The sequence below is a fragment of the Brevibacillus sp. M2.1A genome, assembly GCF_013284355.2.
Lineage (GTDB): Bacteria > Bacillota > Bacilli > Brevibacillales > Brevibacillaceae > Brevibacillus.
Map to the genome: position 1 here is coordinate 2,052,322 of NZ_JABSUY020000001.1, position 14,562 is coordinate 2,066,883.

The following is a 14,562-nucleotide window of genomic DNA, read 5'->3' on the forward strand; positions in this document are numbered from 1 at the left end:
AAAATAAAGTCAAAGGGGGGCAGCTCTTTGCCGAAAAAATTGGCATGTGAGACTGCCCCATTTCACTCTTATTCATTCCGCCAAGCCAACGCCAGCGTCCCCATCCCGGCATGTGCCCCAATCGTGGAACTGATCGGTCCAACCAATACCTCGACATCGGAGTACTTGCTCTGAATTTTCTCTTTCAGTTCCAGCGCTTTGTCCAAAACGTTGCCATGCAAAATCTGCACGTGCTTCACGGTGTAATTCTGCTTGGCGTTCTCCAACTGCTCCATCATGCGCTTGACCGCTTTCCCTTCGGTACGAACCTTTTCATATACTTCAAACAGTCCATCCTTAATTTGAAAAATAGGCTTGATCTGAAGCAGATTGCCGATGAAATATTGCAAGCCGGTCATTCGGCCGCCCTTGTAAAACTGGTCGAGACTGCCGACCAGGATGTAGTTCTCGAACTTTTTGTATTCCTTGCGCAAGGAAGCCGCAATCTCTTGGTAGCCTTTACCCTCTTTGGCTTGCTCGATTCCGTTTAAGATAATCGAGGTAATCGGGTACGACATCAGCTTGGAATCTACCGACTCGACAGGAAAGTCTACCATCTTGGCTGCTGTGGCGCTTGTATTGTAGGTCCCACTCAGATCAGAGGAGAGGTGTACAGCAATCGCGCATTCATACTCTTCCTTTAATCGTTCGTAGAGGGTCACAAATTTTCCTAAGCATGGCTGCGACGTTTTGGGAGCATAATTGGCCTGTACAATTTTTTGATAAAGCTGTTCAGGCGCTAAATCAATGCCGTCTTCATAAGTGCCATCTTCAAAGATAATCTCCAGTGGAACGACGTAGATGTCATGCTCTTCCAAGATGTGATCAGGTATGAGTGCGGTACTGTCTGTAACCCAGGCAATTTTTTTCTTCAAGGAAACATGTCCTCCCCCAATGTAGTAGAAACCTTGCTATCTCTTTACTGGTGAAAGCTGTATAAGCAAACTCGCATATATGTATCATAATACGGAAACTGTCGTTTTTTGTCGTAAATAGAAGAAGTTTTCTTGAACAAATGAAAAATCCCATGTTTCGACATGGGATTTGTATTGTCTACTCAACCAACGGCTTGATTTTGGGAAACACCTTCAATGCTGTCTTGTAAAACACATCCTCGTGATACTCCGTTGGGATTAGGTCCTGTACAAACTGGATATACGACTTCACTGGCGCCAACGGCCAGTCTGTTCCGAACAAAAACTTGTCGTAATGATCACAATAGGTGATTGCGTGTCGCAGATGGGAGAAGAAGAGAGGGGATTCCGAAAGTCGCTTGCAATTGGCTGCGTCACCGACCATTAAGCCGGAGAGATCTGCAAACATGTTTCGGTTTTTATAAACGACCTCTGCCCCATCGAGTACCCACGGATCACCAAAATGGGCCATCATGAAATTGACGTCTCGATGTTTCACCGCCACCTCGTCCAGTGTGAGAGGGTGGGAGTATTTTAAGAGCCCGCGCTCCGAGTACGTATCGCCGGTGTGAAAGACGACAGGCACCTGGTATTTGGCTGCGAGCGCATAGACGGGATCATAGACGCTATCATAGGCGTAGAAGGGATAGTAGCCTAGATAGATTTTCAACCCGACCACATTGGGTGTTTGCAGGTCAGCTTCCAAGCGTGCCACTGCGGCTTCATCCAGCTTGAACGGGTTGATTCCCAGGCAATAGACGAATTGTGGCGGCAACTCGTCTGTCAGGTCTAGTCCCATGGGAGTGACCGCTTCCACATCGGGAAAGCCGTCTGGCTGAGTCTCTGTCAAGCCCATGCCTATCCCAAGAATCACGCCATTCTCGGCATATTCTTGCAAGAGGCCGGCAACGGAGTAATCGACAAACGACTTTTCTGCCGCTGTCCGCTTGAATTCCTCGATATGGGATAAATGCATGTGCGCATCTATGATTTTCATTGTGAAGCCCTCCCTTATTTGGCAAAGCGTATCGCCCGTAAGTCAGATAAGGCATTGGATGGAAGCGTGTTGTCGGCAAACAGGAAAAAGACAGGTGGAGTAAAGGTAGTGCTGTTGTTTGGCAGATTCAGCTCGCGTATGACAGAAGCTACCGCTACTTCTTTGTTTGCGTATACTTGGAGGTCCGCAGTATCGAGGTCAGTAACGATATGCATTTGATCCTTGCTGTTAGCGCGCCCGAGGACATAATCAGAAACTTCAAGGACATCCAATTCACCTTGTGCGAGCATGTAGTTGAGCTCCTCTCCATTCGTACCGACGGTTTTCAGCCATACCGCCTCGTCTTCGGTTCCTGGCTGCAAAAAGATGTCCGTGGACAATTCCTTTCCAGCAAAGTAGGTTCCAGTATTCTGCTCGATTTCTATGGTATGGCAGAGGACAGGTACCCCTGGCAGCAGCAAGTAATACTGATGGCAAGTCAAACCGCGATTCTTCTCCTGCTTTTTCACATGGTAGCTCACCTTGATTCCCTGCCACGCGTTTTGCCTGTTGTCAATTAGCTCGACAAAGGATGCAGTACGCTCTTCCTTAACCAGAGAAAACGCGCTTAACTCCTCAATATAATTGCCGATTCCACCTGTCCACGGATTCCACCAAGATTTCGGTTTCCGCTCAGGGAAGGAGCTATCCAGCCACTCCTGTCCATTGCTTGTGAGCGAGTAGAGTGTCGGAGCAAAATCAGGAGCGGCTTTGATCCGCAATCGTCCATTGTCGGCAATATAGACCTGCTGTCCCTCTTCCACTGTTTCTTCCTGGATGACCTTGCCTTGACCGATTGGGAAAATCGCGCTTTGCAAATGTGACACATGCGTCGCAAAACGTCCCTCTACTTGCACGAGGTCATATGGTTTTTCCGGCGTCTTGAAGGAGAAGCCAGATTCAGTCGCTTCTTCATCTTCAGTAAAGCTCTGCGTTTGTCCGGAAGCAGACTCACTCAAAAGAGATGCCATCAGTTCTCCATCCAAGTACTGCTGCTTGTATTCTTTCACCTGTACATCCAGGTCCTTACTTGTGACAAATGGATTTTGCCTATTGGCACTCAACTCCAGGTGAGAGGTCAAGATCAAGTCTGCTGGCAGTGGTTCCTTACGGGCAAAGGCACGAAACTCTTTCCAGTCAGCATAGCCCCCATGCGAAAAGTAGATCGGGCCAAACGATTTTTTTTCATGTGGAGCAAGCATGCCGAGATTGGTTTCAAGTGTCACGTACCAGCCTTGAATGTCAAAACGGTATTCAGGAGGCCAGCACATTCCCCATGGGGCCGACTCATCCTGTGTAAACAGCCAGTTTTCACTGACTAACTCAGCATCCCAATAATCCATATCGCTGCCGTAAGAGGATGGTGTTTCAACATAACGGCCTTGGTACGGCACAATGGGGCGATGAAAACTGTGATGAAAGCCTTGGTTTAGCCACAGCTCAGCAGCCAATTTGTCAGCAGAATGATTTTCTATCTCCACCCCGTGTTCCACAGTGCCATCTCCGAACAGGAGTGTTTTGCTAACCAACGCTATTTGCGCGTATGCACTGGAGTGATACGTCGCACGGATTCCGATCGCTCCTTTTTCTGCGATAAATTCAACTTTCTCGGCACGTTTCTTCGAGAACTCGCTGGAAAAAGGCTTGCCGAGCTTGGGATAGAGGAGATTGGTTGGCTCGCCACCTGTCCCGCCAACAACAGTCATTTCATTATCTTCTTTGTTCAAGTAGAGCATATGGCGGCCATGGTGCACTTGCCAAGCTTGTTCCGTTTCTCCAGACACCATCGCACCAAGCCCCGTGAAGGCAGCCCCGATTTTTTTGGCAAAAGAAACTGATCTGCCATCTGCGAGCTTTGCCTCCACCTGTACGTTGGCTTCGTAAAAGCCGTGTTCATACAGATCAGCGTTAAGCGGAAGCGACATGCGCTCTTTGCCAGACAGTTTCAAAGTGTGGCGTTGCTCTTGTAAGCCAAAAAATGAGCAAGCGGGCAGCTCGAATGCAAATTCGGCTTCTTCCGCAAAATTGTTTTCCACGTCCAAATAAAACAGCTTTGTCTGCCCCGGATAAGAGAGGCCTGGTACATGCAAGGAAAGGGTAGCAGGAAACTTGGGAAGGATTCCGACCTCAAACAGCGCTGCCTTGCCGTTGATCAGCAGGTGGGTGCAGACACGCGGGTGCGTGCGCCAGATGCTTTGCTCTTCTGTGATTGGATCGACAAAAAAGGTTGCGGACAGCGTGGTTTCCCCTGTCACAGCCAGCTCGTGCTGATAATCAAAGCGGATCGTGTCGCTCGGTTGCCCGTTTAACGAAATCTGTAACGGCTTGCCTGATTTGTTGACGATCCGATAGTGAATCTGATACTCCCGTCCAAAGACCAGCTCCAGCTTTTCCACTTCGGCAGACACGAGATAATCTTCCGTCTCAATGAGGCGCATGCCTCTGCCGCGCCGCTCAAACTCCACGCGCAAGCTCTTGTCTCCTTTTGCCCAGGAGTAGGTGAAGTAATCAAAGCCGTTTTCCTTGCGTCCGTCTGGCTCTACGACGATCTGTCGCGTGGAGTCCTGATACCAGTCAAGCTCCTCAAAATAATGGGAGATCGCCTCGGTACGGAGCACAGAAGGAATCATGTTCATTAGGTGAGTGGCGTCGTCCCGGTCTTCCCAGAAAAAGCCGAACTTCTTATATAACGGAACAGCCTTCGTGTTTCCTGCCCATGTATACAGATCAAGTCGCGACCAGCCGAGCTCAATCGTTTTCTCCAGTGCGCATGAAAGCAGCATCCGGCCGACCTTTTTTCCGTGATAGTCGGGACGTACATTGAGCAACGGGATGTAGAGGGCGCCGGTATCTTCCCGATATTCTGCCAGACTGCAATAACCAACGACCGTTTCACCTTCCATTGCGAGATAGACAGTGATAGCGTCAGAGGCTGCTTCTTCTTGTCTGATTTGTTCGGCTGTCGTAATCGAATTTCCGCCTCCCCAGCTATCTCGGCTTGCATTCCACATATCTGCGACCGCTGCGGCCAGCTCAGGGCGGTAGGTGACAATTGAGATTGATGCTTCCATGCTTGTTAACACCTCGATTACATTGTTAAATTCTGTATCTTATATGAGTTGTACGTTTGATTGAAAGAATTGTTGCTAGTTTTCGGAAAAAGAATCTGAATATGAGATAATAAGGGGGAGCAGGAAGGGGGTAGCTATGAAACGGAAACTGATTATTGGTGATATCCATGGATATTTTCATGTACTTCAGCAGCTACTGGAAAAAATAAATTATAAGCCTATACAGGACCAGGTTATTTTTATTGGAGATTATATCAATAGAGGACCTGAATCTCTAAAAGTTGTTTCAGAGATTAAAAGAATGGTGGAGGAAGAAGAGGCAATTGCGTTAATGGGGAATCATGAATATTCTTTGATTGAATTTTTGGACTCTCGGAACCCTTCCTTTGATTTATTTTTTCTACATAAAATGGGTGGTATGAACGCAATAGATAGTTTTCTTCAAGGTGTTGATGATTCAGTTTTTAACGACATAGAGCTTGTTAAAAGAACACTTAAAGTAGAGCGCAAAGAAGAAATTGATTTTATTAATCATTTGCCTTATTACTTTGAAGATGAAGGACATATTTTTGTACATGCAGGAGTTCGTCCAAGGAATTGGCGAGAAACAACACCTTCTGATTTTGTCTGGATTGGTGAGGATTTTATAGAAAGTCCAACAGGCATTGACAAAGTTGTCATATTTGGACATACCCCAACTTCAAGAATAAAATCGAATACAGCACCCAATCAAATTTGGTATTCAACAGAAGGTGATAAAATAGGGATAGATGGCGGGTGTGGCTATTCTGGCGGGCAACTAAATGCACTGGAAATCAATACAGAAGGATACAAGAACCACTTTGTAAAATGCTAAAATACGCAGCCCCTACCCTAATTAAAAGGTGGGGGCTGTTTGACACTTGCCAACTAACCGGCTATTTCCCTACTTTACAAGCCCCTTCAAGTAGTCCAGGAGCAGCGGATAGAAATGCGGCTTGAAGTGAACACCATTGTCCGCGTACTGGATTTTGTTGGCGGTGAAGAGGGGGGCCAAGTCCACGTAATCGACTTTGACTTCATCGGCCAGCAGTTCAAGCGCTTGGTTGAAGTCTGTAATGTTCGCATACTGCGGCGTGCCGTCAAGCTGGATTCGTCACCATATCAGCATCAAGCACCAATACGGCAAAATGATTGGAGCCGAGCGCGGTGTCGGGATGGGGAAGGCATTGCAGATGTTGAATATCCCACTCGAAGGTACGCATCATCGTGGAATGGATGATGCCAGAAACATCGCCAAAATATTCGTCGCGATATTTGATCAGTTGAAGTTCTCCTAATCGTCCACCATACCCAAGTCGCGTTAAATGTAATAGTAAGGTAACGATAAGGTGCGATTTAGAAGCCATTAAGCTTAGCCCGTTACAATCAGGCTTGAGGTGATAGTCATGGAACTAAGGCAGAACCGCGTTCGCATCATCGATGGCTTGCGGGGATTTAGTTTAGTAGGGATTTTGCTGGCGAATATGCTGATTTTCCAGTATGGGATTTGGGGAAGCCAAGAAATGGATTTGTACGCTCTTCCCAATTATGAAATGACTGCTTATCAGCTTGTGAAAATATTTGTAGAAGGCAGCTTTATGCCGATTTTTACCTTCATGTTTGGTTTTGGCATGATCAAGATGCAGCAAAGCTTGGCCGCAAAAGGCTTGAGACAAAAACGCTACCTTACCCGCAGGTTTTTGATGCTGATCGGATTTGGTTTCCTTCATTCGTATTTCCTGTGGGAAGGGGATATCTTGGGGTTTTATGGCTTGATGGGCTTCTTTTTGTTGCTGTTCATGAACCGTAAACCGAAGACTTTGCTCATTTGGGGGATTGTCTTGCTCTGCCTCATCAGCTTAATGGGGCTTGTGCCAGATGATCCGAATGATCCTGCGAGTATTACCGATCCTGCCCGTATGGAGGCATATGTGGTCAAAACCATGACTGTCTATGGCACGGGAACATACGAGGAGATCGTGCATCACAGAAACAGTGAAGATCCGCTTGGTTTGCCAGAATACATGATGTTTGTTTTACTGTTGATCGCGCCGCTTATGAGCGCACCCATGTTCCTTTTTGGGATGTTTGCTGCGAAGCGCAGGTGGTTCGAGAAGCCAGAGGAAGAACGAACCTCGTATCTCCGAAACATGCTGATTTTCTTGCCAGCGGGACTTTTGTTAAAAGCATTACATGTATATTTGCCGGGAACTTGGTGGAGTGGCGTCGGTGATATAACGGGGGAAACCATTCTTGCCATTGGTTACATTTTTGCCTTTGCTTGGTTCTTTTCCAGAAGTACGGAATCAACTTGGCTGCCAAGGTTTGAAGCCGTGGGAAAACTCTCTTTAACGAATTACCTTTTGCAAACGGTCATTTGTACGACGATCTTCTATGGATATGGACTCGGATGGTTCGGAAAGATCGGAGTATTGGCTGGTTGCGGATTGGCGATTGTGATTTATTTGGGACAGCTTTTTTTAAGCCGACTGTATCTAAAACGATTCCGTTATGGTCCAGTGGAACGACTATTGCGTATGTGGACGAATTTTTCGTTCTCCGGCAAGACCAAGCAACGCCCGGAAAAACCTATTTCTGGCCTCTAAAAATATGAATCCTCTTATCGGTCTCCATCATACAATGTAAATGATTGGAAAAAGATGATCAGATGGGTCATCGTAAAGAACGGAGGATGGGAATTGGGACGTTTTCACAGAGCCGTAACGAGTCTTGTTTTCTTTAGCCTCTTTTGCTTGATCTTCCAAGCATCCATATTCGTGCCTGTAAGCCAAGCAGCAAGTGCAGAGGAAACACCTGCCGCGGTAGAAACCACTGTAGATCTTCGTCACTTACAAGGAAAAGTCAATGAAGTTAACGCCGAGAATTTGATCCAGGAAAAATATACGCCTGACAGTTGGAGCAAGCTGGTGTATGCATTGGATGCTGCAAAAGCGGTACTGACGAAGCCAAATGTCACCCAAGCAGAAATCGATGGTGCCTTGTCCGTGTTAGTCATAGCAAGAGAAGGGCTGAAGAAGCAGGAAAGTGCAGTCGACAAGAGTAAACTGCAAGCGAAAGTAGAGGAAATTGCAGTGGAAAAGCTGCAAGAAAAAGACTACACGAGGGCCAGTTGGAAAGAACTGCAGAATAGACTGGCGCAGGCTTACTTTGTACTGGATGATCCGCATACGAGCCAGATTGTCGTAGATGTTGCCCTTGAGAAACTAATCAAAGCGAGACAAGATTTGAAGAAACAAGATGACGCGGTCTATAAAAGAGAATTGAGAGCCAAAGTGGAAGAGATCGAGGACAAAGACTTGGATGAAGACGACTACACCAGATCAAGCTGGCGTGATTTGGAAGATGCACTCGAACATGCATGGGATGTCATTGACGATCCACATGCTACGCAGTCGGAGGTAGACGATGCTCTGTACGATTTGAAGAAAGCATGGAGAGATCTGGAAGATGACAAGCATCGGGACAGAGACAGGGATCGGGACAAAGACCGTAAAAAAGGTTCCTATACCACGCCGACAAACAGCTTTTTCACTGGAGGCAGCTCTACAGATAAGAAAGAGGAGCGCCCTGCAACCAATAAGAAAAGCAAGAGCCAACGTGGCTATATCAATGGCTATCCTGACGGAACGTTTCAACCGGATCGCACGGTGACACGTGCGGAGATGGCTGCCATTTTACTGAACGCTGAAATGGTGAGCCAGTCTTCTGCGAATAAGGGAAGGTTCTTCGATGTAGCAGACAACTACTGGGCAGCAAATCCGATTCATCAAGCAAGTGCGGCGGGTATGATGAGCGGCTACCCGGACGGCACATTCCGTCCATCGGCCAACATTACCCGAGCGGAAATAGCCGCGGTCATCTATAAATACAAGGCCTTGCAAGGTGCGGGAGGAGGCACTGCCTTTTTTGATGTGAGGGGAGATCACTGGTCATCTCCAATCATTGCAGCGGTTGTTGCAAAAGGTTACATGACAGGTTACCCCGATGGTACCTTCCAGCCAGAGAAAGCGCTGACGCGTGCCGAAGCCGTAACGATTCTCAATCGCGTGTTGAATCGTGTGCCACAGAACCAAGCTGGCCCGCAAAGATGGCCGGATGTCGTACCTGGTCATTGGGCATATAAAGAAATTGAAGAAGCATCCATGAAGTAACGTTTTCGAAAAAGGACTCACCCTCCTGTAAAATAGAGGGTGAGTTTTTTTAATCCTGACACACATGATGTCAGGATTCGTGCATTATGATGATGACAGTCGCCGAATAGGTGATGAGCATGAGGAGTGTAAATGGATGAAGCTGGATCGATTACTGGCTATCACGATAGAGTTGATGACGAAAAAACGGGTGACAGCAACAGAGCTTGCAGCCAGATTTGAGGTCTCTGTTCGAACGATTTATCGTGATGTTGAGTTAATGAATCAAGCTGGAATTCCCGTCGTTTCATTTACAGGAGCAGATGGTGGATTCGAGCTGATGGAGGGTTTCTTCCTCACGAAGCAGCACTTCTCTGTGAAAGACTTTTCGGTCATATACAATCTCTTAAAAAGCACGGAAGGAGCTATCGGAGGAAAATATACGACGCTTGTTCAGAAGCTGGGCAGCCTGCAGCCTGCTCTACTGCATGGGGGAAATAACGAATCGATCATTTTTAACCTGACGACGGTAGAAGAGGAGAAGGTCGCCATTCACCCGCTTTCAGAGGCGATCCAGCAAAATCGAGTCACGAATTTTTGTTATAAGAGTGCATCAGGTACGGTATCAGAAAGACGAGTGGAGCCGCTCCGTCTATTTTGGGAGCGTGGAGCGTGGTATCTTCAGGCGTATTGCTTGTTGCGTCAGGCGAATCGAATCTTTCGCCTTTCCAGGATTACTGCGCTTAAGGTGACCGAATTCATGTTTCACCCAAGAAAAGACCAGACAAGCCAGGAGGAAGAAGGAACGCAAGACTATGAAGGGACACTTGCGCATCTCCGTTTTGATCCATCCGTAGGGCTTCGTGTGTTGGAGCAATTCCCGGGAGAATGTACGCATCACAGTACGCATATCGATTTGCACAAAGTTTTTTATAAACGAGACTACGCGATTTCAGTCGTATTAAGTTATGGATCAAAGGTAGAGATCATCTCCCCTGACGACTTAAAGGAAGACGTATTGAAAGAAATCAAAGAGATTCAACGACACTACCAATAATTTGAGGAGGATGTACAGCATGACGATTTTAGTAACGGGTGCAACAGGTACGGTAGGGAGACATGTGGTGGATCAGCTTTTGAAAAAGGGTGTAGAGGTACGTGCCATTTCGAGAAATCCGGAAAAAGCCGACCTGCCAGCGGGAGTAGAGGCTGTGGCAGGGGACCTTGCTATACCGGAGAGCCTGGAAGAGGCGTTGCAAGGCGTAACGGCTCTACACTTAATTGCTTCTAGCTACACCTTTCAAACCGATCCGAAGGTAGTCGAAATGGCGGAAAGAGCCGGAGTGAAGCGCGTGTCCGTATTGGTGAGTGACACGGAAGGTCCTGTAGAAGAAGCAGTGGCAAACAGTGCAATGGAATGGACTCTCCTGAAGCCCGTGGAATTCATGTCTAATGCGATTGTCGATTGGCAGGAATCGATTCGTTTGGAGGGAGTCGTGCGGGAACCTTTTGGCAATGCCTTAAGCGCGAAAGTACACGAAGCAGATATTGCGAGTGTTTCTGTGGTGGCATTGCTTGAATCGGGACACCATGGGCAAAGTTATGTTCTAACGGGACCAGAGGCGATTACACGCATCGAATCTGTTCAGATAATTTCGAAAATTTTAGAGAGAGAAATTCGATTTGAAGAGCTTTCGGAGGAGCAGGCGCGACAAAATTGGAGAGATCAGGGCTACGAAGAGGGAGATATTGAATTTTTCGTAGCCATGGGCAAGAATCCACCTAAAGTGGGCTACACGGTCTTGTCCACGGTGGAGCAAGTGACGGGAAAGCCTGCAAAAACGTTTGCCGAATGGGCAATCGAACATAAAAGCTATTTTGGATAAGGAGTGGCCGCCATGTCATATGCCATTGAAGTCAAGAAGCTCAGGAAATCGTTCGGGGATCATGAGGTGGTCAAAGGAATTGACCTGCGTGTCAAAAAAGGGGAGTTGTTCGCTTTGCTCGGCCCGAACGGCTCTGGAAAAACGACAACCATCCATATGCTTTCCACGCTCCTTGCGCCAGACGGAGGAACAGCATTGATATCCGGTTGCGATATCGTGAAAAACGCGCAGGCTGTGTGCAAAAAAATAAGCCTGACGGGACAGTTCGCTGCCCTGGATGAAGCATTAACCGGATTGCAAAACTTGATCCTGATTGGCAGATTGTTTGGCTACTCTACGAGGGAAGCCCGTACAAAAGCAAGAGAGCTGCTTGATACATTTGGGCTTGCAGATGCCATGGATCGGATGGTAGAAAACTATTCTGGGGGGATGCGGAGACGATTAGATATCGCCGCCAGCGTCCTCACTCAGCCGGAGCTAATTTTTCTGGATGAGCCAACCACGGGTCTCGACCCGCAAAGTAGGCAGCAAGTATGGGAAGTCGTCCGTACGCTTTTAAAATCAGGCACCACTGTGCTATTAACGACCCAATATCTCGAAGAAGCCGATCAATTAGCTGACCGGATCGCGGTAATTGATAAAGGAACGATGATTGCAGAAGGGACACCGGAGCAGTTAAAAGCCTTGGTGGGGGGAAAGACATTGACGGTTCGTATGACCGAACCTCTGAACAAGGAACGGATAAGCCGTCTTTTGGAAGAACATCTTCGGTTGCCGATTTATTCCGATCAAGATGACCCACATTTTCTTAGCATCTCAGTAAAAGAAGCGAGTCTGGCAAACCAAGCAATCGGGATGCTTCTGGCTAATGAGGTTTCCATTGAGCATTTTTCCCTGAGTGACCCGAGTCTGGAAGAAGTGTTTTTAGCCCTGACTTATAGTGAAAAGAAGGAGACCATCTCATGAACGCGAGTCATACACTCAGTATCTTTGCGGCAATCCGTATCTTTATGTGGCGTACATGGCAAAACACACAAAATAACCTTTTCACATTTTGTATGGACGCTATCCTTTCCCCTGTGATGATGTTGCTTATTTTTACATATTTGTTCGGTGGAGCCATAGCTGGTTCTACGGCAGCGTATCTCCAGTTTTTTCTGCCAGGAGTTCTTGTGTTGACGATCATTCCAATGACGGTTTATAGCGGGACGACCATTTGCCAGGATATTGCGAAGGGCGTGTATAACCGTTTTCGTACCATGCCTTTTTGGCAGCCAGCGTCTGTCATAGGCCCATTATTAACAGACGGCCTACGTTATACGATTGCCATACTCGTCGCCATTGGGACAGGGATGCTGCTGGGGTTTCGCCCGGAAGGCGGTATAGTCGGTGCGACACTCGCTGTTTTGTATATCATTTTCTTTGCCTTTAGTGTGAGCTGGATTTTTTCCATGATCGGTATCTTGGCAAAGCGACCGGAAACAGTATCGGGTTCGAGCATGTTCTTTGTGTACCCGTTGCTTTTTGCTAGCACGATTTTCGTAGATTCTTCCACCATGCCTAAATGGATGGGGACAATCGTCAATCTAAACCCGATCAGTATCGCAGTAGGGACGGTACGAGGCTTGATGGGGGGAACAGCAAATCTGTCTGATGTGCTATTCGGAATCGGATTATGCCTACTGCTGATTGTCATATTTGCTCCGTTAACAATACGTCTGTATTTGACCAAACCAAATCGATAACTTGCGGATTCACAGCGAAAGCGTCGACGATCAATGTCGATGCTTTTTATGTATAGTGAAAATGGTCGTATTTTCTATTCTTTTCTATCATTCGGTTATCTCTTCCAGAAAGTTGTGGTATAATCTACCACTAAGACAGAATGGCATAAAATCATTCAGCTTAGAATCGAGAGGGGAAAGTTTCATGAAATTAAACAAACGCTGGAGCAAACTGAGTCGATGGGCGGGTACAGGTGCACTCAGCTTGGCGCTTTTGCTAGGGTATGTGCTTCCAGTTCACGGGCAAACTCCCGTAGCTCCCGTAATCAGCCCTTGGTCGGTGACCACGTTGAACGAAGGGGAGAAATACGGAATTTTTCCACTGGCTTGGTATGAAGATGCTTCATTTCAGCAATCGATTCCTGCTGACAAGTTTCTTACCTTAATGGAAGGAACGGCGAAAAAGCTGGATCTTCTGGGATTGAAGAAAAAGAACGCTTCCTTGTCCACTCCGACGGATAAGGTGATTACGAGAGAAGCAGTCATTACTTCTTTGTACAAACTCCTGGCGAACTACGAACTGCCAGCAGCATTCGAAATGACCGGGGATAACCCGATTGACTACATGAAGAAAAAAGGCCTGGTCAAAGGGACGAGCGCAGGTCTCGAGCTGAATCAGCCAAGCACGGTTGAACAAGCGACAGTGATGGCGAGCCGACTGGTCGAGTTCGCATACGATACGGTTGGCGGTGGTGCCGAAGGTCTTATGTGGAAAGTGACCAACGGCAAAAACACCATGTACTTGCTCGGCTCGATCCACATGGGGATCGCAGATATGTACCCGATGCAAAAAGACATCCGAGAAGCGTATGAAGCGTCGGATGAACTGTGGGTCGAAGCAGATATTATCAACGGTGACAATGACTATTTAACACAAAAGATGGTATACGCGGATGGCACCACATTGAAGGATCATGTATCCGCCGAGACGTACCAAAAGGTGCAAAACTTGCTTGCCAAGCTGCAACTGCCAGCCAATTCTTTTGATACCTACAAGCCATTTGCTATTTCGTTATCTGTGCCAACGCTTGGCTACGTAGACAGCGATACAGATGTTCAATTCGCGATGCTAACCGGCATCGACAGGTACTTCCTGACGAAGGCGATGCTGGATGAGAAGCCGATCAAAGAGCTGGAAGGCATAAAGCTGCAAGCGGACTTGCTGTCAGATGTACCAGCAGAGCAGCAGGAGAAAGAATTGAACATTATTTTAGATAGCGCTATGACCGAAAAAGGGCTGGAGGAAGGCACAAAGCTCTTAAAAGACATGCAGACGGAATGGGTAGAAGGAGATCTGAATGGCTTTACCCAGATCATGACGACGCATGGCGATTTCGGTGAAGGCGATGTGAACCAGCGTCTGCTCGGTGAGCGAGATAAAAACATGGCTATAAAACTGGCAGAAGTGTTGGAGAAAAAAGGGGAAACGACTTCTTTTGTCGTGGTCGGTGCTGCCCACTTCTCGATGAAAGGCATGGTTATCGATCATTTGAAAGCCAAGGGCTATCACGTGCAACAATTGCAATAAGAGCTGGGATAGGAGGTGTCGGCGGGCAGGCTGGCACTTCTTTTTTGTTTGCCGAAAAATTGATTACCCTGACAAGTATTGCTAACATTATCCAGAGAATAGTAAAATTATACTATCTTGTCTTACATAGGA

General features: G+C 47.2%; 11 protein-coding genes and 1 pseudogene. 9 read left to right on the plus strand and 3 right to left on the minus strand.

What is annotated here, in order from left to right; genetic code table 11:
* Window positions 1-68: 68 nt before the first annotated feature.
* The 3 genes from HP567_RS10120 to HP567_RS10130 form a co-directional block, all read right to left on the minus strand.
* Complete coding sequence (locus HP567_RS10120; protein ID WP_173608824.1) at window positions 69-914, minus strand: DegV family protein; 846 nt, start codon at window positions 912-914, stop codon at window positions 69-71.
* 178 nt (window positions 915-1,092) lie between these two features.
* Entirely contained in the window at window positions 1,093-1,950 is an 858-nt protein-coding gene (locus HP567_RS10125) for an amidohydrolase family protein (protein ID WP_173608823.1), read from the minus strand.
* 14 nt (window positions 1,951-1,964) lie between these two features.
* A complete protein-coding gene (locus HP567_RS10130) occupies window positions 1,965-5,060 on the minus strand; it encodes a GNAT family N-acetyltransferase (RefSeq protein WP_173608822.1) in 3,096 nt (1,031 codons plus the stop codon).
* A gap of 136 nt (window positions 5,061-5,196) precedes the next feature.
* On the opposite strand from HP567_RS10130, the gene HP567_RS10135 reads away from it, so the two are divergent.
* The 9 genes and pseudogenes from HP567_RS10135 (at window position 5,197) to HP567_RS10175 (ending at window position 14,430) form a co-directional block, all read left to right on the plus strand.
* Complete coding sequence (locus HP567_RS10135; RefSeq protein WP_173608821.1) at window positions 5,197-5,916, plus strand: metallophosphoesterase family protein; 720 nt, start codon at window positions 5,197-5,199, stop codon at window positions 5,914-5,916.
* A 259-nt stretch (window positions 5,917-6,175) separates the two neighbouring features.
* Window positions 6,176-6,379, plus strand: a pseudogene (locus HP567_RS10140) (3'-5' exonuclease); the annotation flags it as partial.
* Window positions 6,380-6,487: 108 nt separating this feature from the next.
* Window positions 6,488-7,687, plus strand: coding sequence for a DUF418 domain-containing protein (locus HP567_RS10145; RefSeq protein WP_173608820.1), 1,200 nt, complete (start codon window positions 6,488-6,490; stop codon window positions 7,685-7,687).
* Between the two features lie 54 nt (window positions 7,688-7,741).
* Window positions 7,742-9,253: an S-layer homology domain-containing protein gene (locus HP567_RS10150; RefSeq protein ID WP_173608819.1), complete on the plus strand. Its 1,512-nt coding sequence runs from the start codon at window positions 7,742-7,744 to the stop codon at window positions 9,251-9,253.
* A 136-nt stretch (window positions 9,254-9,389) separates the two neighbouring features.
* Window positions 9,390-10,289, plus strand: a complete 900-nt coding sequence (locus HP567_RS10155) for a helix-turn-helix transcriptional regulator (protein WP_173608818.1) — start codon at window positions 9,390-9,392, stop codon at window positions 10,287-10,289.
* Between the two features lie 19 nt (window positions 10,290-10,308).
* A complete protein-coding gene (locus HP567_RS10160) occupies window positions 10,309-11,118 on the plus strand; it encodes an NAD(P)H-binding protein (RefSeq protein WP_173608817.1) in 810 nt (269 codons plus the stop codon).
* A gap of 12 nt (window positions 11,119-11,130) precedes the next feature.
* The gene (locus tag HP567_RS10165; RefSeq protein WP_173608816.1) at window positions 11,131-12,084 is read left to right on the plus strand and encodes an ATP-binding cassette domain-containing protein; all 954 of its coding nucleotides are present in this window, start codon (window positions 11,131-11,133) and stop codon (window positions 12,082-12,084) included.
* Window positions 12,081-12,863 (plus strand): ABC transporter permease, encoded by a 783-nt coding sequence (locus tag HP567_RS10170; protein ID WP_173608815.1) that lies wholly within the window; start codon window positions 12,081-12,083, stop codon window positions 12,861-12,863. The genes HP567_RS10165 and HP567_RS10170 overlap by 4 nt, the downstream gene beginning before the upstream one ends.
* A gap of 184 nt (window positions 12,864-13,047) precedes the next feature.
* Window positions 13,048-14,430: a TraB/GumN family protein gene (locus tag HP567_RS10175; RefSeq protein ID WP_173608814.1), complete on the plus strand. Its 1,383-nt coding sequence runs from the start codon at window positions 13,048-13,050 to the stop codon at window positions 14,428-14,430.
* Window positions 14,431-14,562 lie beyond the last annotated feature (132 nt).